23 protein-coding genes, 1 tRNA gene and 1 pseudogene are annotated in these 26,677 nt (G+C 57.1%); 9 read left to right on the plus strand and 16 right to left on the minus strand.

The window, feature by feature from the left end; all coding sequences use genetic code 11:
• Positions 1-45 precede the first annotated feature (45 nt).
• Positions 46-708, plus strand: coding sequence for a phosphoglycolate phosphatase (gene gph, locus AC2A6O_RS02505; RefSeq protein ID WP_498925601.1), 663 nt, complete (start codon positions 46-48; stop codon positions 706-708).
• A gap of 34 nt (positions 709-742) precedes the next feature.
• On the opposite strand, the gene AC2A6O_RS02510 is transcribed toward gph, so the two are convergent.
• A complete protein-coding gene (locus AC2A6O_RS02510; RefSeq protein ID WP_498925602.1) occupies positions 743-2,698 on the minus strand; it encodes a DUF4139 domain-containing protein in 1,956 nt (651 codons plus the stop codon).
• Positions 2,699-3,102: 404 nt separating this feature from the next.
• On the opposite strand from AC2A6O_RS02510, the gene AC2A6O_RS02515 reads away from it, so the two are divergent.
• Positions 3,103-3,177, plus strand: a tRNA-Val gene (locus tag AC2A6O_RS02515).
• Positions 3,178-3,382: 205 nt separating this feature from the next.
• Here AC2A6O_RS02515 and AC2A6O_RS02520 read toward each other — a convergent pair.
• Positions 3,383-4,168 carry an ATP-grasp domain-containing protein gene (locus AC2A6O_RS02520; protein ID WP_498925603.1) on the minus strand — a complete coding sequence of 262 codons (786 nt, stop codon included), beginning with the start codon at positions 4,166-4,168 and terminating at the stop codon, positions 3,383-3,385.
• Positions 4,169-4,483: 315 nt separating this feature from the next.
• Here AC2A6O_RS02520 and AC2A6O_RS02525 point away from each other — a divergent pair, with 315 nt between their 5' ends.
• Both AC2A6O_RS02525 and AC2A6O_RS02530 read left to right on the plus strand, forming a co-directional pair.
• The gene (locus AC2A6O_RS02525) at positions 4,484-4,918 is read left to right on the plus strand and encodes a hypothetical protein (protein ID WP_498925604.1); all 435 of its coding nucleotides are present in this window, start codon (positions 4,484-4,486) and stop codon (positions 4,916-4,918) included.
• Between the two features lie 171 nt (positions 4,919-5,089).
• Positions 5,090-6,946, plus strand: a complete 1,857-nt coding sequence (locus AC2A6O_RS02530; RefSeq protein ID WP_498925605.1) for a tetratricopeptide repeat protein — start codon at positions 5,090-5,092, stop codon at positions 6,944-6,946.
• A gap of 90 nt (positions 6,947-7,036) precedes the next feature.
• On the opposite strand, the gene AC2A6O_RS02535 is transcribed toward AC2A6O_RS02530, so the two are convergent.
• The 6 genes from AC2A6O_RS02535 to AC2A6O_RS02560 all read right to left on the minus strand — a co-directional run bounded on the left by AC2A6O_RS02535 (position 7,037) and on the right by AC2A6O_RS02560 (position 13,089).
• Complete coding sequence (locus tag AC2A6O_RS02535; RefSeq protein ID WP_498925606.1) at positions 7,037-7,939, minus strand: class I SAM-dependent methyltransferase; 903 nt, start codon at positions 7,937-7,939, stop codon at positions 7,037-7,039.
• Between the two features lie 549 nt (positions 7,940-8,488).
• On the minus strand, positions 8,489-9,670 hold the full coding sequence (locus AC2A6O_RS02540) for a cytidylyltransferase domain-containing protein (RefSeq protein ID WP_498925607.1): 1,182 nt from the start codon (positions 9,668-9,670) through the stop codon (positions 8,489-8,491).
• Between the two features lie 31 nt (positions 9,671-9,701).
• A complete protein-coding gene (locus tag AC2A6O_RS02545) occupies positions 9,702-10,451 on the minus strand; it encodes a class I SAM-dependent methyltransferase (protein ID WP_498925608.1) in 750 nt (249 codons plus the stop codon).
• A gap of 63 nt (positions 10,452-10,514) precedes the next feature.
• The gene (locus AC2A6O_RS02550) at positions 10,515-11,378 is read right to left on the minus strand and encodes an N-acetylneuraminate synthase family protein (RefSeq protein WP_498925609.1); all 864 of its coding nucleotides are present in this window, start codon (positions 11,376-11,378) and stop codon (positions 10,515-10,517) included.
• A gap of 244 nt (positions 11,379-11,622) precedes the next feature.
• The gene (locus AC2A6O_RS02555; protein ID WP_148584268.1) at positions 11,623-12,435 is read right to left on the minus strand and encodes a ferredoxin--NADP reductase; all 813 of its coding nucleotides are present in this window, start codon (positions 12,433-12,435) and stop codon (positions 11,623-11,625) included.
• Positions 12,436-12,648: 213 nt separating this feature from the next.
• Complete coding sequence (locus AC2A6O_RS02560) at positions 12,649-13,089, minus strand: hypothetical protein (protein WP_498925610.1); 441 nt, start codon at positions 13,087-13,089, stop codon at positions 12,649-12,651.
• A gap of 108 nt (positions 13,090-13,197) precedes the next feature.
• Between AC2A6O_RS02560 and AC2A6O_RS02565 the strand changes: the two are divergent.
• From AC2A6O_RS02565 to AC2A6O_RS02575, 3 genes and pseudogenes are all read left to right on the plus strand, one after another.
• Positions 13,198-13,373 (plus strand): annotated as a pseudogene (locus AC2A6O_RS02565) (helix-turn-helix domain-containing protein); the annotation flags it as partial.
• 123 nt (positions 13,374-13,496) lie between these two features.
• Positions 13,497-14,042 carry a LysR family transcriptional regulator substrate-binding protein gene (locus AC2A6O_RS02570; protein ID WP_498925912.1) on the plus strand — a complete coding sequence of 182 codons (546 nt, stop codon included), beginning with the start codon at positions 13,497-13,499 and terminating at the stop codon, positions 14,040-14,042.
• A 183-nt stretch (positions 14,043-14,225) separates the two neighbouring features.
• Positions 14,226-15,194 carry a GlxA family transcriptional regulator gene (locus AC2A6O_RS02575; protein ID WP_498925913.1) on the plus strand — a complete coding sequence of 323 codons (969 nt, stop codon included), beginning with the start codon at positions 14,226-14,228 and terminating at the stop codon, positions 15,192-15,194.
• 238 nt (positions 15,195-15,432) lie between these two features.
• Here AC2A6O_RS02575 and AC2A6O_RS02580 read toward each other — a convergent pair whose 3' ends face one another.
• Both AC2A6O_RS02580 and AC2A6O_RS02585 read right to left on the minus strand, forming a co-directional pair.
• Positions 15,433-16,200 (minus strand): sulfite exporter TauE/SafE family protein, encoded by a 768-nt coding sequence (locus AC2A6O_RS02580; RefSeq protein WP_148584271.1) that lies wholly within the window; start codon positions 16,198-16,200, stop codon positions 15,433-15,435.
• 38 nt (positions 16,201-16,238) lie between these two features.
• Positions 16,239-17,015: a substrate-binding periplasmic protein gene (locus tag AC2A6O_RS02585; protein ID WP_498925611.1), complete on the minus strand. Its 777-nt coding sequence runs from the start codon at positions 17,013-17,015 to the stop codon at positions 16,239-16,241.
• A 242-nt stretch (positions 17,016-17,257) separates the two neighbouring features.
• On the opposite strand from AC2A6O_RS02585, the gene AC2A6O_RS02590 reads away from it, so the two are divergent.
• Positions 17,258-18,475: a winged helix-turn-helix domain-containing protein gene (locus tag AC2A6O_RS02590; protein ID WP_498925612.1), complete on the plus strand. Its 1,218-nt coding sequence runs from the start codon at positions 17,258-17,260 to the stop codon at positions 18,473-18,475.
• A 76-nt stretch (positions 18,476-18,551) separates the two neighbouring features.
• On the opposite strand, the gene AC2A6O_RS02595 is transcribed toward AC2A6O_RS02590, so the two are convergent.
• From AC2A6O_RS02595 to AC2A6O_RS02620, 6 genes are all read right to left on the minus strand, one after another.
• Complete coding sequence (locus AC2A6O_RS02595; protein WP_498925613.1) at positions 18,552-19,958, minus strand: nicotinate phosphoribosyltransferase; 1,407 nt, start codon at positions 19,956-19,958, stop codon at positions 18,552-18,554.
• 56 nt (positions 19,959-20,014) lie between these two features.
• On the minus strand, positions 20,015-21,079 hold the full coding sequence (locus tag AC2A6O_RS02600) for an NUDIX domain-containing protein (RefSeq protein WP_498925614.1): 1,065 nt from the start codon (positions 21,077-21,079) through the stop codon (positions 20,015-20,017).
• Between the two features lie 54 nt (positions 21,080-21,133).
• Positions 21,134-21,424, minus strand: a complete 291-nt coding sequence (locus tag AC2A6O_RS02605; protein ID WP_498925615.1) for a hypothetical protein — start codon at positions 21,422-21,424, stop codon at positions 21,134-21,136.
• A 90-nt stretch (positions 21,425-21,514) separates the two neighbouring features.
• The gene (tdh, locus tag AC2A6O_RS02610; RefSeq protein ID WP_498925616.1) at positions 21,515-22,555 is read right to left on the minus strand and encodes an L-threonine 3-dehydrogenase; all 1,041 of its coding nucleotides are present in this window, start codon (positions 22,553-22,555) and stop codon (positions 21,515-21,517) included.
• Complete coding sequence (locus AC2A6O_RS02615; RefSeq protein WP_498925617.1) at positions 22,552-23,739, minus strand: glycine C-acetyltransferase; 1,188 nt, start codon at positions 23,737-23,739, stop codon at positions 22,552-22,554. The genes tdh and AC2A6O_RS02615 overlap by 4 nt, the downstream gene beginning before the upstream one ends.
• A 235-nt stretch (positions 23,740-23,974) precedes the next feature.
• Positions 23,975-24,535 carry a helix-turn-helix domain-containing protein gene (locus AC2A6O_RS02620; RefSeq protein ID WP_498925619.1) on the minus strand — a complete coding sequence of 187 codons (561 nt, stop codon included), beginning with the start codon at positions 24,533-24,535 and terminating at the stop codon, positions 23,975-23,977.
• Between the two features lie 425 nt (positions 24,536-24,960).
• On the opposite strand from AC2A6O_RS02620, the gene AC2A6O_RS02625 reads away from it, so the two are divergent.
• The gene (locus tag AC2A6O_RS02625; protein ID WP_148584280.1) at positions 24,961-26,631 is read left to right on the plus strand and encodes a formate--tetrahydrofolate ligase; all 1,671 of its coding nucleotides are present in this window, start codon (positions 24,961-24,963) and stop codon (positions 26,629-26,631) included.
• Positions 26,632-26,677: the final 46 nt, after the last annotated feature.

Here is a 26,677-nt window from a genome sequence, read left to right on the forward strand (position 1 = left end):
ATGAATGCATCTGCGCCGTTCCGCTCCTGTTTTTGGAAGGGTCACATGTCCGTTCTGGTTTTCGATCTGGATGGCACGCTGGTGTCGTCCATGGAAGATCTCGTCGCCACCTTGAACGTTGTCATGACGTCCGCCGGGCATTCCGCCATTCCACAGGAAAACGTGGCCAACATGGTTGGCCTGGGCGCGAAAGTGCTGATCCAGCGCGGCCTCGAGTTCAACGGTATCTCCTGGACGGATGAAACCGTCGCTCCGCTCTATGTCCATTTTCTGAAGCATTATGCCGACAACATCGCGGTTCATACGCGACCGTTCGATGGTGTCGTGGCCGCGCTCGAAGCTTTTCGAAAAGACGGATGGAAGCTGGCGGTCTGTACCAACAAGGCAGAACGCCTGACGCATCCGCTCCTGGCAACACTGGACCTTGCAAGGCATTTCGACGCTGTTGTCGGTGGTGACACGTTCCAGGTCGCCAAGCCGCATGCAGAGCCGGTGCATGGTGCCATTCACCGGGCAGGCGGAGAGATAGGCGGCTCCATCATGATTGGAGACAGCGGTACCGATATCGATGCCGCACGCAATGCCGGCATTCCGGTGATCGCGGTCGATTTCGGCTATACGACTGTGCCGGTCCGGGATCTTTCTCCGGACCGGGTGATTTCGCATTTCGACGAGTTGGCGGATGCGGTCGCGTCGCTAAAGTCCTGATACGCCCCTCCCCTGAGGCAGATGTCTCGAAGGTTCAAAACGTCCTGATGGCGTTGCCCAGGGTTTCGCGGATTTCTTCCCGGCGCACGGAGAGGTCCGCAATTTGCGTATCGACCTCCTCGATCCGGGTTTCGCTTTCCTCCAGTTTGCGCGCGGCGCGCTTGTAGAGATCCGCACCTGGCTGAAGCGCCGCCAGATTGGCTCTGTGCCGTTCCTGGTCTCGGGTCTCCTCGTCCTTTTCCAGACGCAACCGCTGGATCTGACGTTCGATCTGGGCAATCTCGTTCTGAAGGTCCGACAGTTCCTTCAATTTTTCAGCGGTCTCGGTGTCCGGCGACCGCTTGGAAAGGTAAAGCAACTGGCGCGCATCCGTGGACATCAGCGAATAGGTCTCCGACAAGGTCCGCTCCTGCAGCGCCGAAACCGTCTCGGTCTTTCCGGCGGGCACTTCGACCTTCAATCGATGATGCGTGGCCGTGCTGTCCAGTTCCTGATCGGAAGAAAACGTCCAGCCGGGACGTTTGGTCTGTTCGATGACAATCGTCCGGTCACCGTCCGGTGCGCCCTTGATGGCATATTGCGTTGACGATTGCTCACGCACCGTGGCGTTCAATACGCCATCGGTGACCTTGATCGAAACGATCTGGCTGTCGCCGGACGTCGACTGTGCGATCCTGACCTTCTTGTCGGTCGCAAAGCTTGCCATGCGGCTTTCGCCCGATGGCATGCCGCTGATCTGCGCATCGCCGACATAGCCCTCCTTTTCGTCATAGACCGTCAGAATGCCCTGAGGCAGGCTGGTTTTCGTCTCGTTCCTGATCAGGATGGCCGCAATCGGATGCTGCAGACCGCTTTCCGACTGAAACACAGACACCGTTTCAGCGGACACAACCTGATCGACAATCGGCGCCGACAGGGTTTCACCGCTTTCAAGGTCGACGGGCCAGGGAAGCGTGAAGGATGCCGTCACCGCCCCCTCACTCACTTCGCCGACGTTGGCGGCCGCCATGTCGACGGCCATTGCCGGAGCCGCAGCCGAGGCGAAGACACTGGACCTTGGAGCGCCAGGCCTACGGGCCTCGCTCTCGGCCATATCGAATTGCGGCTGTGCACCCATGTCGACAGGCGGAACATAACCGCTGGAAACATCCACCGGCACTTCCTGTCGCTGTCTCCAATAAAGGTCATGGAGCCGCTGTTTCAGCGTCACCGGAGCGCCGGAAGACAAGGTGATCCTGACATCGTCCCAGTCTTCGCCGCTGGCGTTTTCAAGCACCGCCCAGGCCTGTAGTCGGGCCTTGCCACCTGCCATGGTCACCACCCGGTAAGCCGTCTTCCAGATGGGGGCTGGTACCACATACGAAACGGCGACTTCGCGCTCCCCCTCGCCCGCCACTTTCAGCGCAACTGTGCGCGCACCGTCGGACTTTCCGTTGCCCACCGCCGACAAGGCCTTTGCGACCTTCTGCTGAATGTCTACATCAAGAAACGTGACTTCGGTGTCCGCGGACAAGCCGACACCGGTGATGCGGCCATCGCTGAGAACCGAAACGACGTGAGACTGCCCCTTGTCGCCATCGTCCTGTACCGACACGCCGAGAACTAGCCCTTCGACCGTGGAGCCTGCCTTTTCCAGACGCACCCGCGCACCTTGCAATTTTGCCAGAAGGCGCGCAGGCGATTGCAGGTCTTCCACGGTGAACGGCAGGTTCTTGAAAGTTTCCGCCAGCGGATTAGGGCCTGGCAGCGTGATGCCCTCGACAACGCCCACCTTGTCGAACACGACAATGCTCTTCAGCACATCATTCACCTGATCAAGCGGGACGGTCATGTTGATGAGGCCACTGCTGTCAATATCCGCCTTGCGCACCACTTCGGCGAGACCACCAGAGGAAAGCGTAATGCTGGTAATGGGGCCGTTGTCTGCAGCAAAGGCCTGTGCGGGTAGAAACAGGCACACAACTGCGAGGGAAGAAACGCGCGTAATCATTTAAAAACACTCCAAAAAACAGTCAGTAAAATGATCGTCCGCTTTAAATACGGCCTTTTCGGGAAGTTTGAGCTCCGCCCCTCACATTATATGTCAGGCCAGTCATCAGCCCCTTTCAACCGGCGCCTTGCTACGTCTCCCACAGGTTTCTGGAGCGTCAATATCCGGCACGAGGCTCCTCCTCTTGATGCCGCGCCAGATATCCAAATCGGCATGCACTCAGGCCCGGCGGCGCAGCCTCAAACCACCGAGAACAGCATCCAGCCGCGCAAGCGGAGCCAGCAATCATCTGACAACCGCCCTCAAAGACAGGAAAGCGCCGCGATCAGAATTCGGTTCCGCAAAAAGGGTGTTGCGCAAGCTGTCGATTTGCCCTAGACACGCGCCACCAGCCACCAAGGCATGGGCGATTAGCTCAGCGGGAGAGCACTCCCTTCACACGGGAGGGGTCACTGGTTCAATCCCAGTATCGCCCACCATTTCTCATTTAATCAAAGTTCCAGTCCACCACGCCCGGCGGCGGGATGGATGCACGAGCATTTTGTGCTTGCCCGATGAAGCGCTGCCACAAAGTTCTTGATCCGGTCGGTTGTGTTCCCGCCGCAATCAGCAACATCGATCGACTTGGCATTCTGTTTTGATCAAGCTGAAGCGGGACACCCGCTGCTAACTTCGAGAAGCGGTCTATGCCTGCCCGAGTCGATCAATCGCGGAGGCCAGCTTCACCAGGTCTGCAGCGTAAAATCCCGCCGCATTGATGCAGTTGGTTTCTAGAAGTTTCAGCCCATCCTCGGTGCGGCACACGTCGATTACGTAAGCTTGAGCATAGCATGGGTTCACGTCGACCATGCGTTGGCCGAATTCCAGTGCATCTTCATCGATCTCATGCCGGTAGACGACACGCCCGCCCTCCTTGTAAAGCGACCACGTGACAACACGACCGTCCACGACCCACAGACGCCATTCCTTCATTATGTGAGCGGGTTCTGTGAGCATCAGTAGTGTGTCGTGCCGTAAAGATCCGTTCGGAATTTCAGCTTTGTCCAGCGAGAGCACTTGTTCGGCCAGCCGAATAATCTCGCCACTTGTCTTGACGTTTCCTGGCTCTTCCTTGCTGTCCTCCACAGGGCGTACGAACCACAGCCGTCCTTCATCTGAAAGCCTTTCAGGCACCTCCTGAAGCGTCAGGAACAACGCGTCAGCTCCGTTGAGAAGAAAGGGATGCCACGCCTGCTCGTGAACGAAAGGTCGTAGCTTGAACACGCCAGGCCGATACCCCCTGGAACCGGCGTACCTCCACAGAGAATAAGACCCGAAAAATACCACTTGTTCGGGATTGGCAACGACAGGTTGAGGTACAAGATCGCCAACAAATGGAACCACCTTATGCCACGTGTATGAGATGCCGAGTTGATCCAGCGCCTCTGCCAGCTTGCCGGTATCCTCGAACTTCTGGAGTATCCATTGCATGGCGCTGAAGAACCGCCTTGACCCAAAATAGTAATCAGTTGGCTGGACAGTCCTGTTCCAGCCTCACCCATGAAAGTCCTCTACCAACTTTCAAGTCCAGCAGTAACATTTTTAAAACTTTGGAGTGACCTCGTTCACAACGATTGCAAGTCTTGCCAGAAAGCTGGGCAAATTTGGTTGAAGATCAGCCCCGTAAAAGGTGAGTGTGTATACTGCCAGTGTCCGTTCCGCTAAGCGGATTCTGAAGATCGGATGCACCGGATATGGTCCGGTGTTGCGCTGACCGACAACAAAGCCCCCGCTTCGGCAAAGGGCATGGATGACATGTTACGCTCCGCCACCAACATAGCATTGGCATTCTTGGTACTTTCTGCGGCCTTTGCGTGCGCACCGGCTGCATACGCACAGACGACGCAAGACCCGCAGCTTCCAGCAGCGCCCCTGTTGAAAGAGGAGGAGCAGCAACTCAACCAATCTCTGCTACGGCAGCAGATGTTGATCCTGGAACTCGAGCGGCAGCGACTGGCACAGGAAAGGCGGAAGCTGGAGGAAGCGCAGCGTGTTCAGCAACTGCGTGAGGAAAGAGTTCGCCTGCTGCAAATCGAAAGACAACGTCGCCTCGGCCTGCCGCAAAACCGGTCTTACTATCGGCGCCAGCAATTTCAGCGCGAAGACTACCGGCCTCAGCGGGGACAGCCTCAACAATATCGGCGCCAGCAATATCAATCGCAGCAGTTCCGCCGGCAGTAGACGTACTCAGGCAGGTTTTGGCTCAGGCAAGTTTTGGGTCAGGCAAGTTTTGGGTCAGGCAAGTTTTGGCCTCAATCCCCAAGGTAATACTGGCTGCCAGGCTAGCGTGCCTGCCTTTCCGCCCCCTTCCTGCTATTCTGGCTCAAGTGATTCCCAAAGAGCAGATAGAATATGGCCACGCAAACCGCTCAAAATCCTTTACGTGAAAAGCTCGTCAAAGGACTGGCCTATCATCAGTCCGGAGAGATCGAAAAGGCGCAGCGGTGCTACAAGCTGGTTCTGAAAAAGGCACCGACCAATCCTGATGCACTCAATCTGCTTGGCGTGACCTACCGGCAACTGGGATCGCCCAAAAAGGCTGTCGAATGTATCCAGAAGGCAATTGCCCAGAACCCGAAGCAGGCTTCGTTCTATGCCAACCTCGCCCGGGCGATGATGGACGTCGGAACGGATCCGGAAAGCATGCTCGCCGTTTCGGAAAAGGCCCTGTCGCTCAATCCGGCAGAGCGCGAGGCGCTCAACATCAAGGCAATCGCGCTGACCGGTCTGAAGCAGTTTGAAGAGGCCGAAGCGATCTTCAAAAGCCTGATTGTGGCCAACCCGAACTACGGTGAACTCTTCACAAACTATGGCCTGCTACTGCGCAAGAGCAACCGGTACGAAGATGCACTCAAATTCTTCCAGCGAGCAGAATTACTGGCGCCTGACAATGTCGAGAACTGCATCGAACAGGCGCGGTGCCGGCTGGAATTGAAACAGTTTGACGTTTCGCTCGAGGCGCTCGACAAGGCTCTGGAACGCTTCAAGGATAATCCACTTCTGATCCATGAGAAGGCCCGCGTTCTGTTCTCGCTTTCAAGAACGCACGAAGGATTGAAGTATGCCGAAGAAGCGGTGAAAGGCACACCGGGCAACTACCATTGCAAGGTCACGCTCGGGGTTCACTATCTCATGCTCGGCCGCAGCCAGGACAGCATCGACATCCTGAAAAAGGCCAAGGAGGAAGCGCCCGACGGTGCGATTTCCGGTCTCGACTGGAACCTATCGCTTGCCTATCTGGCCAAGGGGGATCTGGAAACAGGCTGGGACATTCACGCCGCGCGCTTTGAAGACAAGAAAGCCAAGTCCCAACGACGGAAGTTCCCCAAGCCCGAATGGCAGGGCGAGGACATCTCTGACAACACCGTCCTTTTGTGGGGCGACCAGGGGCTGGGCGACGCACTCAAATGCGGCACGATGTTTCACGACATCCAGGCGCGGGCGAAAAAACTTATTCTTGAGGTCTCCGCAAAGTCCGTTCCCTTTTTCCAGAATTCGTTTCCAGACATCCATGTCAGGCCGGGTACGCCGAAGGAAGACCAGAGTCCAGAAGATGCTGACTACGATCTCACAGCCAACATGGTCGACCTTGCGCGTTATTTCCGTCGGGACTTCGAAAGCTTCGAAAAAGCCCCGTACCCGGTTTACAAATTCAACCAGGAAAGAGCCCGGCAATATCTCAGCCTGTTGCCGGGTGCCGACGAGAAACCGGTTATCGGCGTCTCCTGGCGCTCGCGCAATCTGGAGAAATACCGGGCACGCTATTACCTGTCCGCACCGGATTTCGCGCCGATCCTTGATGCTGAAGACGCGATTTACATCAATCTTCAGTATTTGGCGCTGCAAAAGGAGGTTGATTTTCTGGTCACCCGTTCCGAGGGTCGGTTCACCTTTTTCCGGGACATCGATTTGTTCAACGACCTGCTTGCGGCAGCCGATTTGACTGCCATTTGTGATGTCGTTGTCTCTTCCAATACCAGCGTCGCGGACATGGCAGGTGTTCTGGGCGTTCCGTGTGTGCGGTTCGGTCCTGTCGAACCTGCCCTGCTGCTCGGCCAGGCCAATCCGCCCTGGTATCCGAGCATGAAGTACCTTCACATCGACGAAACGAAGCCAACCGCTGACATGGTGCCGCAAATCATCGAAGCCATGCGCGAGGAACTGGCGGCCGGCTATCCAGACAGGCGCAAGGAACGCCTGGGGCTGTAACAGGTCCAGCACCCAAACGCCTGCCAGTTCTCCAAAAGCCGATCTACTCCGTGTCCAGGTGGTACCTTCGGACGTTTTTGACGTGGCCTGTTACCGGGCTTTCCTGGCGATTGCGACGAGCGTATCTGTCGCGTCGATCTTGCGAAGCGCAGCCTCGTAAGCCGACCGGAGTTCCGGCGTATCCAGAGCGGACAGGCTGGACTTGTGGCCACCGGGCTTGCCGTTGGCAAGCCAGCCGAGGTGGTTGGATAGCGGATACCGTTGTACCCCTTCAATCAAGATATCCTCAAAGCCGACCGCCGCAAGCAGGCGTTTCAGGCTTTCGCGCGTGTGAAGAACAAGATGCTGGCTCCAGAGGGTGAAATTCCGGAAGGCTTCGTTCTGAAGATTGGAGAGCAGAAAATCGGAAGCATGGGGAACCTCGACAACCAGTGTTCCAGTGTCGGTCAGAAGCGCCCGTAGGTCCCGCACGGTGGAAAGCGGATCGGGAAGATGTTCCAGAACATGGAAGGCAAAGACCGCATCCTGTGTGTCCGGCGCGATCTGGTTCGCATTGTCGACACAACGATAGCCATCTGCGACCAGGGCCTCGATATAGCCCCTGTGCAGCTCAATCCCGGTAACATCAGCGCCCCGGTTCGCCGCCTCACGCAGGAAAAGCCCCTTCCAGCAGCCGAACTCGGTGATGGTCTTGCCCGTATAGAACTGTGCGTAGGCGTCCAGACGCCGGAACTGGTCCTGCCGGTATTCATAGTCCCAGTCGATGCGCTTGTAGAAATCGTCCTTGCGGTGTTCAGCGCCTTCGTAGGTCTCGTCCCCGACATAGTAGTCATTGATGTAAACGACACCGGAAACCGTGTCGCGATAGACGGTCAGCCCTTCCTTGTCGCGGGTCCGCGGCGCGAGAACACTTTGCGTTTCCAGGGAAGCAAGGCCGAGCCGGTGCAACGTGTCGAACACCGAGACGCTTGCCTGTCGGATTGCAAGATCCATCCACAACCACCAAAATAACGTTAAGTCATGATTGATCTTACTATGGTTTCGACAGCCGATACACCACACCAATAAATAGAAAACCAAATTGAAAATTGACCACTTAAAATTCTCGGAATTTTTTTCTACTTTAAATTGAACCCGAACTCATTTGGTCACCTCAATCCTTCAAAAAATACCATTTTTTCTTTTTAGTAGAGAGAATTACCTATTCCGGGGTCACCGAGAGAGAGAATAGCGATCGATTATAATTTTTCATGACATTATTATCGATAGTTAACCTCTCACCGGAAGTGGCTTTCAATTGTGAATAATCCGTCTTTTGCCAGGGCAACCGATAGAGAAATCACCTTTTCACCAACAGGCCGCACGCAGAGCGCGCACTCTTTCCGCCTGCGGTTCTGCAAGGACTCAAAATGCCATTGTTCGAAAGATCTGCGACCGATAATAGATGACCAAGTTTTCAGAACGCCGAAAGATACACCGACTGTAACCTCATCTCGTCCTGTCGCCTCCATTGCGATCAGTCAAAACGAAAAACTGATCAGATCAAGTGGCGATCATCCCACGCGCGATCAGCAATTCGGCGACTTCGTTCAGGACACCTGCGCCGCCGGCACTTTCCAGAACGACGGTTGCCGTTGCTTTCACCTCTGCCGGTGCATTGCGCGGCGCGATGCTGAGGCCGCAGGCTTTCATGCAATCCAGATCGGCAATGTCCGCGCCGATATAAGCAATCTCGGACCAGTCCAGCCCTTTTTTGGTGCGCCAGTCCGACAGTGTTTGCATCTTGTCGAACAGGTGGTGCTTGTAATCCATGGCAAGTTTGCGCGCGCGCTGGACGGCAAGGCTGTCCTCTTCCCGGTCCAGCATCAGCAGCATCATGCCCCGTCCAAGCAAACGGTCGAGACCGATCTCGTCATAGCGGTTGCAGACGATGGACTCAGTGCCGTCGCGATTGACGAAAATCGTATTGTCGGTGTGCACCCCGGCAAAAGCCGTCACCAGCGCCCGCAACGGAGACGTTTCGGTGTCGGTCAGGAAACCGGTGAAGGGTTCGGAGCGGATGAAGGCTTCCGCCATGTCCCAGTCCTGTGAGGTGTCGATTTCGATCCAGGTCGAATCCACCGGCACCAGGATCGTTTTCCCGCAGTATCGGTTGCCTGCCTCAAGAAACTCCGGCACACGCATGGCATAGACAGCGCCATTTTCCCGGTATCTTGCAGAAATGTCCTGGCGGCGGACGCGCTGTTTTCTGGGGTCGTGGTTCAGGCCCACGCCTTCGCCGTTGGGGCCCACTTCCCAGTAGAAGCCGTGATCGTCAACAACCGAGATGGCGCTTGTCGCTTCCTTGGCCAGCAGGGCCTCCACCACATGATCCACGTGTTGGGCCTGAGTGAAAGGCGCCGTGCACTGAAGGAAGACCAGAACATCCGGCGGTTCGCTGATCAGGGACGGCTCGTTCTGCAGAAGATGGATCAACGCGGATTCAGAGCTCGCAGTCGGCCCGGAAAGTTCCGCCGGACGCAGAACGGATTTTGCACCATATTTCTCACCGACGGTCAAAATCTCCGCAGCGTCGCTCGAAACAAACACCTCGGACACAAAGCGCGATCCGCGCGCGGCACGCACCGTTCGCCCGACAAGCGGAATGCCGTTCAAGGGCCGGATGTTCTTTCCCGGAAGACCGACGGAACCGCCTCTGGCTGGAATGGCCGCTACAATTTTCATTTTATGTTCAACCACCTCGGGAAAGCTGTGTTCACTCGGGTTTGCGCGCGAAGACCGTTACGAAGGACCCCCAGAACGCCGGCGACACATCCGCATCGCCCCGCACCATGCTGTCAAACGTTTCGCTGGTGGCAAAACGTGTTCCGAAATAGGGATACTCGACCATTTCGATGCGGAACCCCGTGTCACGCAGCAGCCTGACAAGAGAATCGTCCGTAAAGAGGCTCACATGAGTTGGGTCATGCAGCAACCGGAAACGGTCCCCATAGACACGTGCGGCCGCACACGCGAAGTTCGGCGTGCCGCAAATGAAATCCCCACCGGGCTTCAGGATCTCGAAGATGGTTTCAACAAAAGGGATGGGCTCGTCGACATGTTCGATGACATGGTTTGCGGTCACCACATCGAACATGCCTTCCGAAAAGGTGCCCTTCTCCAGAACGCCGTGCCGAAGGTCGGCGGAAGACCACTGCCGGGCGACCTCGACAGCCTTTTGAGATGGGTCCAGACCAAAACATTCGTTCTTGCCGGTCACCTGTTCCAGCAATTCGCCAAGGCCAAATCCGATGTCCAGCACCCGACCTGGAGCCCGCGCGTTGACGTAGTCGGCGATGTAGCGAACGTCTTCCTTGCGCTGGGCGCGCTCAGCTTCAATATCCCTGACGTTGCCGTCCGGATCCTTCTTTGCTTCCCAATAGTCCTGTGGAAGCGGCCGGGCCGGGTAAGCCACGTAGTAGCTCTCCCCCCGATAGAGATCCAGGCAGCTGTCAATAATGGACATATAAATCTCTTGAACAAAAAAGGGCCGACCGGTCGCGGTCAGCCCACCAATACATCAGCTGTCTCACGCCGCCTGCAGCGTGACTTTCCGGCGCAGTTTTTCTGCAATCGGCTTCTCGTCTTCATAGAAACGCAGAACGCCGTCACCGCGCACAACCTCAACCCGCCGGATCTGTGCGACCATCTCGGCAACTTCCGACATTTCGAGCGATGCCTTCTGGTCGGAGCCCCAGTCGGAACGGTCCAGCGTAACGTGCCGCTCGATCGAACATGCTCCGAGAGCTGCCGCACAGACGCTTGGCAAGATGCCTTCCTCATGACCGGAGAAGCCGATCTTGAGTTTGGGAAAGGCTTCTTTCAGGGTCGAGATACCGCGCAGATTGATCTCGTCATCGCGGGTCGGGTAGGTGGAGGTGCAGTGGTAAAGGCACGCGATCTCCCCACCAGAGCGCTCAATCACATCGACAAAGCTCTTGACCATCGCCATGTCGCTCATGCCGGTGGAAACCAGCAGTGGCCGCCCGCTGCGTGCGCAATATTCGAGAAAGTCGCGATCCGTGACCATGGCAGACGCGACCTTGATATAGGGCGTGTCGTAGTCCAGAAGGAAGTCCACGGACCCTTCGTCCCAGGGAGAGGCGAACCAGTCGATGCCCAGTTCCTTCGACAACTTGTCGATACGATCGTAGTCGGCCTTGCCGAATTCCAGACCGCGCTTCAGATCACCGTTGGTCGTGCCAAAGACGTTTTCCCGCGGACGCGCCAACTCTTCGGCCGAATAGACGATATCAACTGTGCGCTTCTGGAATTTGACTGCGTCGCACCCGGCCTCCTTCGATTTGCGGATCATTTCGAGGGCTTGATCGATATCGCCATTATGGTTGATACCGATTTCGGCAATCACGTAGGTTCGACTGTCGGAGATCATGGCTCAGTACCTTGATGTTTGGCCTGCAGCGTTCTAGTGGCCCTGCTGACTTGCCATTTTTAAGTCAGATTCTTGCCACCGCCGGTCAGGTCTGTCCACCCGCGAGCCCCATATTAGGGGTTATCGACCCCGCTTTCTTTGGAAAACCCGAAACAGACCCTTAATAAAGCTGCGGGGGCTCGTGTTAAACACGTGCCCCCGGTCAAAGATCTAAGCAAAATTAACAGACTAAGCTTTCGCCGACTCAGCCGACAAAAGCACGTTCGACAACAAACTCTGCAGGTTTGTTGTTGGCTCCTTCCGTGAGACCAGCTTCTTCCAGAAGGATCTTGGTGTCCTTCAGCATGTCCATGGATCCGCAGATCATACCGCGATCGACGGCCGGGTCGAGCGGCGGCACGCCGAGGTCTTCGAACAGTTTGCCAGACTTGATCAAGTCGGTGATCCGGCCCTGACGAGGAAAGTCTTCGCGGGTCACCGAGGTGTAATGCACCAGCTTGTCCTTCGCGAATTCCCCGATCAGCGGATCGTTGATGGTTTCCTGGACAAGGTCCTCACCGTATTTCAGCTCGGACACTTCGCGGCAGGTATGCGTCAGGATCACCTGGTCAAACTTTTCATAGGTATCCGGATCGCGGATCAGGCTGGCAAACGGCGCGATTCCGGTACCGGTAGAGAACATATAGACACGCTTGCCGGGGATGAGGGCATCGTTCACCAGCGTGCCAGTCGGCTTCTTCTTCATCAGCACCGCATCACCGGGCTGGATCTTCTGGAGATGCGACGTCAGCGGACCATCCGGGACCTTGATCGAAAAGAACTCCAGCTCTTCGTCCCATGCCGGGCTGGCGATGGAATAGGCACGGTACAGCGGCTTACCGTCGATCATCAGGCCGATCATCACGAATTCGCCGGACCGGAAACGGAAGCTCGCCGGACGGGTCATACGAAAGCGGAACAGGCGGTCCGTGTAATGCTGGACGGATTTCACTTCCTCGACGAAAGCGCCAGCCGGGGCGGCAGCTTCGAGGTCGGCGGGTTTGGCAAGTACGTTCATGTCGATCAGGGTCCGTAAGTCAGCGCTCTTTATAGATTGTGCCTCATGTAGCACTAGTCCGGCCTTGACTTGAAGCAACTCAGATCCCCTAAACGCGCTTAGTGCAAAAAAATCATTCTAAAAAAGGTCAGGAACCCGGGGCAAGCGCTGTTCTCGTGGGCTCCCGGGCCGCTATCCTTGCATTGCCGGAAGGCAGCCCAAGAGCAAGAATGGTCAGGATCCATCTGAAATCGTCGTCACGGTTTCGCGGAAGAAATCAAGCTTTCCCTCGCTTTCGTGGCTGAGGATATAAGTGACACTTTCACATTCGCACCCTTTGACGGGATAGAAAAACCGCTGCTCGAAGCGGGTAAAATACCACCCCTGCCCCAATGCCTGTGAAGCCATCCCGAGTACGTGCGTGCCCTGTGGGAACACGTCCCGTGCGAGGCGCTGCAACACAAGCGCCATTTCCGCCAGCCCCGAGGCGACTTGCCAGGAAACATCGGTTTCATCGCGATAGTGATCGATACGGAAATCGAACTGATCCGACAGCTCCCCGAATAATTCGGGAGCCCCCTTTTCAAAGAGGTCGAGCACGCGGTGAATGGTGATCGGTTCCGTGCGAGCCAGCGGAAAGGTTACTGACTGAGAAAGAGCGGATGCGGAATTCATACGGGGCTTCCTTCAATACCTGACATAGTCATTGACAGTCAGAGGTGTGCGCCCGCCCCCTTCCATAATATAGTCTTATGTTTCTTATCCTTGATATAGGTAACACCTATGCTTGAACTAACCCCGCTCCGCTACTTTGTCAGCGCCTTTGAAATGGGAACGATCAGTTCAGCGGCTGCCGGGCACGGCATTTCCCAACCCTCCTTGTCGCAAGCCTTGCAGAACTAGAAGACACGTTGGGAACGCCCCTTTTTGTCCGTTCACGTATGGGGTTACGTCCGACACCGGCCGGCAGGGATCTTTATCACCACGCCCAGTCGATCCTTCGTACTGTCGAGGATGCGGAACGCCGATTCCGCAAAGAACCTCCTCTCCATCTGAGCCTTTACATGGCTCCAGATATCCTCTTGTCCGCATATCAAGGCGCGTTTCATGCGCTGCGCACGTCCTGCCCCACGCTTGAAATGCGTTTCGAGCAGGCGGCGGAGGATGCGGAACTCGCGATTGTCGACAAGATCTGCGCCCCGAAGGGGCACAGGTACACGGAACTTTATACAGAGCCCTATGTTGTCGCCGTTGCACGGTCTCATCCGCTAGCGGGACAGACCAAGGTTTCGATCGAGGATCTTCGCTCCATAACGCTGGTCTCCCGCAGGTATTGCCCCAGGCACGATGCATTTCTGGCTGAACTCGCCCTCGCAGATGCCCCTTTGAACATTTCCGCAGAAGCCGTCAACGATCAGCAGGTCCTGGAACTGACCGCACTAGGCTTTGGCGCTGCCATCCTGCCGGCCGGTCATTTGAAGATGAAAAGCGCTCTGACGGGGATTCCGCTGAAGCATGGGGGGCTGGAAAAACGCAGCGTTGGCGTCGCGGTAAAAAAGACGACTTTTGCCGATGAAATGTTACGCACCTGGATGACAGGCTGGGCAACATCACCAATTCGTTTGTAACAATTATTGGAATGTCGGCTTTGTAAGAGTTTTTTATTTGACAGACAAATACAAACTGCAAAAATCGGAGAAAACCAAAGACAAGAAACAATATTACCTTCCACAGAGGCAAAGTAAATGTCTGGACGCACGCACGAAGAAACAGGCCAGAGAATAGCATTCGTGCTCATGGATCGGTTTTCCATGAACGCTTTCGCCGGCGTTATCGAACCTGTCCGAATAGCAAACCGCTTACTGGGGAGAGAATACTACCAGTGGACAACTTATTCGCTTGACGGGAATCCAGTCACGGCGAGTAATGGTTGCGAAGTCGCAGTGAAAAAATCTGTTCGCGATCTGCAAGACGCCGACATTACACTTTTGTGTACAGGCATTGATGTTGAACGCCTGCCGCTGGACGCGGAACTTGGCAACAAGCTGCGCCGGCTGAATGCCATGGGGCGCACATTCGGCGCCATCTGCACCGGCGCCTATCTTCTTGCGCGGTATCATCTTCTGGACGGTCGCCGTTGCACCATCCATTGGGAGAACCTGAGATCCCTGCGTGAAGAATTTCCGGATGTCGAAGTGACCTCCGACATCTTCGCAATAGACCGCAACTGCATGACCTGTGCCGGTGGCATGGCTTCGCTCGACATGATGCTCCGCCTGATCGCGATCCAGCATGGTGCCTATCTGGCTCACGAGGTTGCCGAAGGGTCGCTCTACCAGAACATGCGCTCCGGCGAATCCGCTCAGCGCCACGACATCGAAGCCCGGACCGGCATTTCGAATGCCAAGATCCTCGATGCGATCCGGATCATGGACCTGCATATCGAGGATCCGTTGAGCTGCCAGCAGCTTGCCATGACGGTCAACCTGTCACCGCGCCAACTGGAACGTCTTTTCCGCCGTCATTTCAATTGCACGCCCGGCCAGTATTACCTGCGACTGCGCCTGGAAACCGCGCGGGATCTGTTGCGCCGGACCAGTCGACCTGTTCTGGATGTCGCGCTTGCCTGCGGTTTCGCGTCAACGTCTCATTTTACCAAGTGCTATCGCGAGCGCTTCTTGTGTACACCTACGGAAGAGCGCCAGTCCTATCAGTGGGCCAACACCAAGTCGACATCCGGTGTCGGCACCGCCACCCCCATGCGTCTGGTCGCGAAGTAAGACAAATGCGGCAACGTGCCGAAAGCGAACGCCGCGGTTTCCGCGGCGTTTTTGCTGCATCCTTCCGCTGATACTCCCGGACGTGGCCTGGCCAAGGTCCGACGAACAATCCTACGCAGATGGCAACCGCGGAACCTCCCCGGTTACAGCTTGTGCTTCGCTGGACCCACATGAGGACGGGGAGCAAATACTTCGATTTGGCTTTAGCGCACCACGATTTCGCTTCCCGTTTGAAAAGCTAGAGCAGCCGCCAGAGACCAAGGGGGATGAGATAGAGTCCAAGTGCGAGGATGGCGGCCAGCACGAGACGGCGGAAGCCTATCTCCGACACTTTGCGCCGTGTGACCTGCCCTGCCCAGACACCCGATAGGGCCGGTACGACCAGTGCCGCAGACGCCAGCGCTTCCTGACCACCCATCAGCCCGAAGCCACCAAGAGAAACCCCGAGCGCAATCGTCGATAAAAGAAACAAGAGCCCCATCGCCTGGATCAGTTCGTCCCGCTTGAGCCCAAGTGCCTGCAGATACATGACCCCCGGCACCGAATAGGATCCTGTCAGGCCAGACAGGACACCGTTGATCAGCCCGACGACCACCCCAATCGGAATGACCCGGTTTTCAGGAATGCGCAGAACAACACCCGCCAACATCGGTACGGCATAGAAAACCATGAGAAGTCCGAGCAGCAGATCGGCAGCCCCGTCCGGCACCTTGGTGAGGATGAATGTCCCGGCAGCAAGCATTGCAACAGCGGAAACAAGAAATGGCCAGAGACGAGGTACAAGAACGCGCAGGTGACCTCCGTACACGCTCTGCCAAAGGTTGGTCAGAAATGCCGGCCACAGAATGAGGACCATCGCCTTTTCGACACCGACAAATACCGTCATCAGACCAAGACCGATGGTCGGCAAACCGAACCCGACCAGCCCCTTGATGAAGCCCGCGCAGAGGAATACCACCACGGCAACGATAACCAGCCACGGGCCGGATGCACCCAGATCCGTCACGCGTATACCTGATGCTGCATGTGGGTCTCTTGTTTCTGCTACCCGTCGCCCGTTGGCAGATTGTAGCCTTCGATCAATTCTTCCAACTGGCCGGTCTCCCGGCGGCGAAGCAGTTCTTCGTCAAACGCTTCCAGCATTTTTATACACGGCGTTGCCCGGGAGAACAGGAAATGAAGCGTATTGACCGAAGCATGCCATGGCAAGACCTCGACCTTTCCTTCAACCCCCGCCTCCCTGATCATCACCTCGCCTTCCTGACGAGCGATTATCAGATAATCCGCCTTCTCCTCTGCCACAAGAAGAACATTGGTTTTGAAGTCCTCGAACGGCTGTCTTTCGATTGCTAGATTGGCTGCGGCAAAGTTCTCGAATTCCTCGCCGAACGTCGCTCCAAACGGCGCAACGCCTCTCAGTCCCGCAAGGTCTTTCAATGATTGTGGACGGACAGCGAGATTGGAACGGACAATGACGCTGACTTCTTCCTCCATCACCGGCAGGCTGACACCATATTTTGCAAGCCTCTCATCGGTCAGATATGCCCCGGCGAGAACGTCGATCTGCCCATGCTCCAGCAATGTCAAAAGCCGCTTCCAGGGAAGTTCCGATCCGACCATCAACGGCACACCCAGGGCGTTAAAGACATCCAGGGCAAGGTCTGGAAACACGCCATCAAGACTGCCGTCCGCTTGCCGGCGCATGGAGACCGGGTACCAGACACTTGATCCGTTCAGCTTGATTCTTGAGCAATCATCCGTGTCCGCATAGCTCGCAGGCGTCAGCGAAAAAAGCGCATACGCCAGAGCCGCGATGCACAATCGCCTTCTCAATCGATTGAAAAAATTCATTTTTTGACCGCTCGAACAACGCCTCGATTAAAGCCGGGCAATCAAGTGAACCGCCTTTTGACTGATCGGTCAATCAAAAAACACGTTTTACGTGTATGTACGTTGTAATTGCTGGTTCGCCACTTCTGATGGCAATTACATCATAGTCGATATTGACGATATTCGACTGACAACCGTTTTTATGATGCGAGGAAGATGCTAGCCTCATTAGCATGAATGCAACCTCGCTGCCTCGGCTGCCGAATCGTCTCGCGCGGCGCCTCTTCCTGGACAGACACGGCCTTGCCTCCGCCCCCAAGGGAAGCGGGAAAGGGGATGATCTTGCCGCAGTCATAGACCAGCTCGGTTTCGTCCAGATCGACAGCATCAACACGGTCGCCCGCGCGCACCACATGATCCTCGCCGCCAGAAGACCTGCCTACAAGGAGAAGAACCTCAAGCTTCTTACCGAGCGGGACCGGCATCTGTTCGAACATTGGACCCATGATGCGTCCGTCGTACCAACGGAATTCTTCCGGCACTGGCGCCTGCGGTTCAGCCGGGACAAGGAAAATCTCATCAACAGATGGCGCAACTGGCACCAAAACGAGTTCGAGAGAAAATTCGACGAGATCCTCAAACGGATCAGCGACCACGGTCCCGTCACGTCGGCAACAGTCGGTGAAGATGAAAAACGCAGCAGCGGCGGCTGGTGGGAGTGGCACCCCTCCAAGGCCGCACTCGAGTTTCTGTGGCGCACCGGTGAGTTGTCGGTTTGCGGCCGGAACGGATTTCAAAAGGTCTACGATCTGACGGAGCGGGTCATCCCAGCGCAGCATCTTCACGCCGCACATGATTTCGATGAGACGACCGATTGGGCGGCCCGCTCAGCCCTCGACCGTCTGGGTTTCGCAACCTCCGGCGAGATTGCGGCCTTCTGGGACCTGATCACGCCTCAGGAAGCCAGGGACTGGTGTTCCGAGGCATTGGCAGAGGGCACAATTATCGAGATTGAAGTTGAATGTGTCGACGGATCCTGGCGGAAGGTCTTCGTCTATCCGGAAACGCTCAACACCCTATCGGAGCTTCCAGAGCCCCCTTCGCGCGTGCGCATCCTGTCGCCGTTCGACCCGGCGCTGCGTGACCGTAAACGCGCCGAACGGCTGTTCGGCTTCTGCTACCGGATCGAGATATTCGTGCCCGAGCCAAAACGCCAGTACGGTTATTACGTCTTCCCTGTTCTGGAAGGTGACCGTTTGATTGGCCGGATCGACATGAAGGCTCTCCGAAGCGAGAACAGACTCCACGTGCGGGCCTATTGGCCGGAGCAAGGCATCAGAGCCTCGAAGGGGCGTGAGGCGAAGCTTCAGGCGGAACTCGAACGCACCGCCCGCTTTGCCGGTGTTTCCAACATCACCTACGAGCCGGACTGGCAAAGGACGCCCCTTTAGGGTCTGGTTCCCACGCAGGTGCTTCAGGCGCAGGCGGAGTTGCCAACTCCTCCTGCGCCCTTGATCAATCAGAAGGTCACTCTGCGACCCTGTCCAGCAGATGCTGATGGGACCGCTCACGGACCTCTTCAAAGGTCCAGTCCTTCACCAGCGCGCCATTGCGATAGACCGTCTGCAACTGATCTGGTCTGCTGCCCGCCTCTTCAAAACGAACTGCGGTCAGCATTCCGTTTTCGAGGACGGTCGCCTGTCGTCCGGCCTTGGAAGCCTTGCCCGGATCGGTGACCGGGGTCTTGGAGACATCACGCCAGGTGCCGTCCGCATCCTTCATGGCATTTGCCTTCATGGCAAAGCGCATGGTGTCCCTGTTGAGCCGCTGCAACAGACCGCCGCCCATGCCGACCGCAATGTTGTCGACCGACCAGTTGCGCCGCACCAGCTCCTCCACCAGTTGCCTGATGGTGTCGAGCTTCATGCCGTCGCCCTGAATGACGCGAACCGAGGGATGCAGCACGCGCGCCCCCTTGCTGTTCTCCGAGCCGCCGTAGTGCTGCCACAAGGTTTCCATGACCTTCAGCGGCGTTTCGACGGGATCACCGGAATCCGGGCGAACGACAACCGTTGCTCCCGAGGCGAGCACCTCGTCCTTCAGGCGTCCGCACCACATGTTCTCGACCGCGTTGCCCAGATCGTAGCTGTCGGAAACAACCGCCACCAGCGCATTGGGCCGGGCAAACTGCGCCAGCATGTTCCGGTACGCATCGATTTCCCGCTCCCGTCCCCAACTAGTCATTGTCGAGTGTTCTGCTGCGGGGATCGAAAAGCCAGCGACATCTGCGCCGTACCAGGTCATGGCCGCTTCAAGCGCTTCCATGGTGTCGGTGCCGGCGAAATTGACCAGATGGGCCACGCCACCAAGAGCGGCACTTTGGGCAGAGGAAACACCGCGCGCGCCAAAATCGTGCAGCTTGAACGGGATCTGGCTGTCCGGATCCTCAGAGGTTTCCAGAAGACCGCGATACAGGATCTCCTTGCACATGAAGGAAAGTGTCGCGACCGTCGATGGATACCAGACCGCCCGCAACATGGCGGTCTCCACCCAGGTGGTCAGCCATGGCATGCGTTCGTCGGTGTTTTCCAGCTGAACAAGCGGCACACCGCTCGGCGCAAGCGTTCCTTCCGGCAGCGCCTTGATCTCTAGCGGAAACAGACCGCCATGATCCGTCAGGATCTGTTCCCAGCCTTCCCGGTTGAAGGGGACGCCGTGGGCCGCGCAGATGCGCGCAGCCGCTTCAATGTCCGATGCGGTGATCGGCTTGAGAAGCACGTCCTTCAGGTAGGCTTGCAATCCGAAGAACAGGACGCTGTCCGAAAACGGATTGGGTCTTGCTTCCAGATACGCCGAAATCCTGCGGGCTTCGGGTGGATATTGCTTGAAATGCGACTGCTTGTAGCTGTCGGTCGCCAAAAGTGGGTTTGTCATTGTGAACTCCTCACGTGACAGATGCGATTGTCTGCGGGCCTCCCCCGCAGACGCTGTTACAGGTCCGCCATAAGCTGGATGATGGACCAGTGATCTTCAAAGAACTGCTCAGGGTTCAGATCTCCCAGGCGATGCCAATTGGCTGACATGGCATCGTCCCCCCCCATGACCGAAAACAGTTCGCGCCGTTCCGGCAGGCGAAACAGAAACGCATGGGTGACGATGCGGCCACGCAGCGACCGGTCGGGATGGTCGAAGACCCTTGTCTTGGTGCCGTCGATGAAGGATGCCAGCATCGCCGGGGGGATTTCGCCCTTGTGGTCGCTGATGGCGGTTTCTTCCTTCAATTCGCGGATCGCGGCGTCCTTGATGCTTTCGCTGGGATCAAGGAACCCGCCGGGCAGTGCAAGCAATCCCTTGCCGGGCGCCTGTCCGCGCTCGACCAGAAGAATGTTGCCGGACTGGATGACAACGGCATCCACTGTCACGAACGGGCCCCTGCCCCATTGGCCGGGATAAGCCTCCAGATACTCGGCCTCTTCCAGCAGAGCGCGAAAGGTCTCCGTCAGGGCAAAAGCCTCCAGCCACTCCGCCACGCCGGCAGACAGAACCGAGCGGGAGATAACCGGGATGCGCTGGAACAACTGCCTGCGCACATCAGTCGACGAGAAGGTACCGTGCTGGCTGGCCAACTGGACATTGCCCCACTCGGGAAACAGCTTCAGATAATAGCTCGTGCGGTCCTTGCCGTAGCCGGACAATGCAATCCTGACGTCCTGCAAACCGTGCAGAACGACACCGCCCTTGTTGTAATGGGCCAGCACTGTTTCGTTGACGGCCCGCTGAACCTCTGCGCACCAGGCAGCGTCCGAATAGGGATGATCCAAAACAGGTTTCAGGATCAAACGACCGGTCGTCAGCTCGTGCTTGAACACCTTGGCGAACATTTCTTCGCGCTCGGTGTAGGTGAATGGGTTTCGCGGGGTCCGTGCCTGACAGGAAGATCCGATCAGCACGATCAGCGTATCGACTTCATTCAGCGCCGATCTGATGACGGCCTCATGGCCCGTATGCAGCGGCTGAAAACGGCCGACAAAAACACCGTAATGATATTTAGACATTCGAGACTCCCTCGAACTATTGAGATGCAGCCGAACTCCTCGGCTGCCCCATACCTAATACTCATTTAGAGCATTATCAAGCGAATAATGCTCTAAATGAGTATTATTCGCTTCACGACGTGGAAGAAGTGGCAAGCCCGCCGACGAATTGCCCACTCGATTAGCCGTTATGCCGGAAACAAACACCGGTTCAAATAGCTGCGGCCCAGAAGGTTTCTTGCCTCCATTTCGTAAAGGCCTATCACAAGCGACTGGCTGACGGTCGTGATCCTGGAAAGCAAAATTCTCTTTGAAAACCTTGGCTTTTGTAAAGAAGTGCGACGCCGCAAGAAAATCGTCGCGCACAAAAATATCGCCCTCGATATTATCGATAGCGCTCCCGCGACTTCTGTTTACAGATGCGCTGAGCGAAATCTCTCCCGCCGGACAGCTGGCTCACGTCCAGCTGAGCACCACCTTGCCCGCTTCACCTGACTTCATGGCAGCAAAGCCCTTCTCGAAATCGTCTGCACCAAAGCGGTGTGTGATGACATTGCGCACGTCCAGGCCGTTCTGCAGCATGGCAATCATCTTGTACCAGGTCTCGAAAATTTCGCGGCCGTACACGCCCTTGATGGTGATTGCCTTGAAGACGATGCGCGACCAATCCACCGGCGATTTTCCGGGAGGAATGCCAAGTAGCGCAATCCGACCTCCCATCACGAGGTTCTCAACCATCTGGTCGAGCGCCGCCTGGTTGCCCGACATTTCCAGGCCGACATCAAAGCCTTCCTTCATGCCGAGCTTCTTTTCGATGCTTTTCAGATCTTCCCTGGCCACGTTGACCGGCACCACATCGGCAACCTTCGTCGCCAGGTCGAGGCGGGCCTGGCTGACATCAGTGATAACCACATTCCGCGCCCCGACATGACGAGCCACTGCAGCAGCCATGATGCCTATCGGACCGGCACCGGTAATCAGGACATCCTCGCCGACCAGATCGAAACTGAGCGCGGTATGAACCGCGTTGCCGAGCGGATCGAGAATGGCACCGATCTCGTCATCGATCTCGTCCGGCAGCAAAACGACGTTGAAGGCCGGCAGGCGCAGATATTCTGCAAAAGCGCCCTGCTCGTTGACGCCGATGCCGCGGGTTTCCGGATCCAGGTGAAACTTGCCCGCGCGCGATTGACGGGAGTGCCGTCCAATCAGGTGGCCTTCGCCGGAGCAGCGTTGGCCAATTTCCAGATCGGTGACGTTCTTGCCGATCTCGACGATTTCACCCGCGAATTCGTGACCGGTGATCATCGGTACGGGCACCGTCTTCGCCGCCCAGTCGTCCCAGTTCCAGATGTGAATATCCGTGCCGCAAATACCGGTCTTGTGGATCTTGATCAAAACGTCGTCCGGGCCGATTTCCGGAACCGGCGCACGTGTCATCCAAAGGCCCTCCTTCAGCTCGGACTTGCACAGCGTCTTCATTTCGTTGCTGCTCATGACAGCACTCCCGTCGACTTGCCGGCCTTTTCAAAGGCTTCCAGCGCGCGATCCAGATCGGACCGGGTCAATGCCGCATTCATCTGCGTGCGGATGCGGGCCTGACCGCGCGGCACCACAGGAAAGAAGAAACCGGAGACGTAGACACCTTCCTCGAACAGCTTTGCCGCCATATCCTGCGCCAGTTGGGCTTCCCCCAGCATCACCGGAATGATGGGGTGTTCCCCCGGCAGAAGCGTGAAGCCAAGCGCTTCCAGACCGGCGCGCCAATAGCTGGCGTTTTCGAAGAGGTTCTTGCGCAGATCGTCGCCCTCCTCCACCAGACGGATGGCTTCCAGTCCGCTCATGACCACAGCCGGCGGCAGAGAGTTGGAAAAGAGGTAGGGTCGCGCCCGCTGGCGCAGCAGATCTATGACAGGCTGAGGTCCTGCAATATAGCCGCCTATGCCGCCGCCCAGCGCTTTGCCGAGCGTTCCTGTCAGGATATCGACATCGACGCCAAAATGCGCCGGCATGCCTCTCCCCTTTGGCCCCATGAAGCCGGTCGCATGGCAATCGTCGACCATCACAACGGCATCATATTGCCTGGCCAGCTTGGTCACACCCGGCAGGTTGGCGAGGTAACCATCCATCGAGAAGACGCCGTCTGTGGCAATCATGATGTGACGAGCCCCGGCAGCCCGGGCTTCCTTCAGTTTCGCCTCCAGATCCGCCATATCGGAATTGGCGTAGCGATAGCGCTGGGCCTTGCACAGGCGAATGCCGTCAATGATCGACGCATGATTGAGCGCGTCCGATATTATCGCGTCTTCAGCCCCAAGCAACGGTTCGAACAGGCCTCCATTTGCGTCGAAACAGGCCGCGAACAGAATGGCATCGTCCTTGCCGAGAAACTCGGCCAGACGCTGTTCAAGCTGGCGGTGAATGTCCTGCGTTCCGCAAATGAAACGCACGGACGCCATGCCGTAGCCCTTTGGTTCAAGAGCCTTGCGAGCAGCTTCCTCAAGAGCCGGATGATCGGCCAAACCCAGGTAGTTGTTTGCGCAAAGGTTGATGACTTCGCGCCCGCCGACCGTAATCAAGCCGCCCTGAGGCGAGGTGATCAGCCGCTCGCGCTTGTAGAGCCCTTCGGCCTCGATTTCTTCAAGCGTCTCGGAAATATGCGACAGAAAGGCATCGGACACGGGGCTTCCTCCGGCAAGATGGATATTTCCTCCATCATGTCGGATTTTTGTTCGCAATAAAAGATTCAATTTCCAGTATCACGGATTTTTGCAGCCACCCATCCGCAAGAAACAGGCGGTTGAATCAACCTTTTCGGTCAGGAAGATTGCACAGGTGCAAACGCATGGCTATGACACCCGCCATACGGAAACCAGCATTACGCAAGGCAGAACCGGCGCATGCGGTACGCCACCCTCAGAATTTCACCACCATCAGGATCGCCCGCGCTGGACCGCCCACGGAAGCGATGCAATGGGGCACGTCCGCCGCGTAACGGGCCGTATCGCCCTTGCCGATGATGCCTTTGGCCACGCCGGAGGTAACTTCCAGCTGGCCGTCTTCGGCTATCAGTTGCTCCCGCGTTCCGCGCTCATGGGGTTTGCTGTCAAGCTTGCCGCCTTCGGTGAAGATCAGTTCATAGATTTCGAACCGGCCCGCGTCCTGCGGCGGCGACAGTATGCGGATCCTGCAACCGTCCCCGGCCCTGTCGAGCGCAGGGGTCTGGTGTTCGTGCACGATCTCGACCCGATCCTCTGCAGTTTCCTCCCCCAGCAGACCGGCGAAATCGACATTCAGGGCTCTGGTAAGATTGAGCAGGGTCGCGACAGTCGGGTTGGATTCTCCGCGCTCGATCTGGCTAACCATGGAGCGGGAAACACCCGAAAGTTTTTCAACCGCCTCCAGCGACAGGCCCTGGGCACGCCGCGCCTTCTTGAGGCGGGCTGGCAAGCGGGAAAGAATGTCCGAATCTGTCATGACGGAACTAAAATCCGTTTCGCCAGATATTGCAATTTTCTTTTCCTGTCATCCGACTTGACGAGCCGCGTAAGCGTCGCTTCGGCCAGTTCAAATCAGCCACTCTGCTTACCCTGATCAGGCTTGCGATGATGGGGCTCGTCTTCTGTGCCTGTTACGCCTTTGTCGTCAGACAGCCCTCGCACACCTGTTATCATTCGCTACGGCTTATCGGCCTCCTACCGGCGGTTCTGACCATGCTTCTTTTCCGGGAACCGTGCTGCTCCCCAACGCCGAACAGGCTGCCGTCGCTTCCGGAGCGCATCCTGTCGCTTTCGGAACATTTGCTGCACTGCGCCCTCCCATAGCGTTTCCGCATAAGCTGGGGGCGGTCCATAACCGCATCCGGAAAACAAGAATTCGGAAACGCTTCGGAGAGAAACCCCATGGCCAGCGATATTGAAATTGCCCGTGCAGCCAAAATGAAACCTATTCAGGAAATCGGCAAACGGCTGAATATTCCCGAAGACTCTCTCCTGCCCTATGGGCGCACCAAGGCCAAGATTTCCGCCGAGTACATTGCCAACCTGAACGGCCGCAAGAACGGCAAGCTCATTCTGGTGACGGCGATCAACCCGACCCCGGCCGGCGAAGGCAAGACAACCACGACGGTCGGTCTTGGCGACGGTCTCAACAAGATCGGCAAGAACGCGATGATCTGCCTGCGCGAACCGTCGCTTGGCCCCTGCTTCGGCATGAAGGGCGGTGCAGCCGGCGGCGGCTATGCGCAGGTCGTTCCCATGGAAGACATCAACCTGCATTTTACAGGCGATTTCCACGCCATCACCTCTGCGCACAATCTGCTCGCCGCCTTGATCGAAAACCACATCTATTGGGGCAATGAACTGGGTATCGATATCCGCCGGGTGGTCTGGCGCCGGGTGATGGACATGAACGACCGGGCACTGCGCACTGTCGTCTGCTCCCTTGGCGGCATCGCCAACGGCTTCCCGCGTGAAGCAGGGTTCGACATTACGGTTGCCTCCGAAATCATGGCGATCCTGTGCCTGGCGACCGATCTGGACGACCTGCAGAAACGGCTCGGGGACATCATCGTTGCCTATAGACGCGACCGGACGGCGATCACCGCGCGTGAACTGGAAGCGGACGGCGCCATGACAGTGCTTTTGAAAGAAGCGATGCAGCCGAACCTGGTGCAAACACTGGAAAACAATCCTGCCTTTATCCACGGCGGCCCCTTCGCCAACATCGCACACGGCTGCAACTCCGTGGTTGCCACCCAGACGGCCTTGAAGCTGGCCGACTATGTCGTGACGGAAGCAGGCTTTGGTGCCGATCTCGGTGCCGAGAAATTCTTCGACATCAAATGCCGCAAGGCGGGACTAACCCCGGATGCCGTGGTGATCGTCGCCACCATCAAGGCTTTGAAAATGAACGGTGGCGTCGCCAAGGAAGACCTCGGCACCGAAAACGTCCAGGCCGTCAAAAAGGGCTGCGCCAACCTTGGCCGCCACATCGAGAACATCAAGCAATTCGGCGTTCCTGCGGTTATTGCCATCAACCACTTCACGGCAGATACGGATGCGGAAGTTCAGGCGGTGAAGGACTACTGCGCCGAGTATCGCGTCGATGCGATCCTGGCGACCCATTGGGCCAACGGTTCAGCCGGTACGGAAGAACTTGCTACCCGAGTGGCGGAACTGGCGGAAAGCGGCGGCGCCCAGTTTGCACCGCTTTACGACGACAGCTTGTCCCTGTTCGAGAAGATCGAATCCGTCGCGAAGCGCATTTACCGGGCAGACGAAGTGCTGGCGGACAAGTCGGTGCGCGACCAGCTCAAACGCTGGGAAGCGGACGGCTTCGGCCATCTGCCCGTCTGCATGGCCAAGACTCAATATTCCTTCACCACCGACCCGCAGCTTCGCGGAGCCCCGACCGGCCACAGCCTGCCTGTCCGCGAAGTCCGATTGTCGGCAGGGGCCGGTTTCATCGTGGTGATCTGCGGAGAAATCATGACCATGCCGGGCTTGCCACGCGTGCCGTCGGCCAACCACATCAAGCTGGACGACAACGGCCAGATCGAAGGCCTGTTCTGATCCATCGCGAGCGATGTTTACCCTCAGGACAAGGCGGGTCGAACGA

It is taken from the genome of Labrenzia sp. ATLA3 (assembly GCF_057180185.1).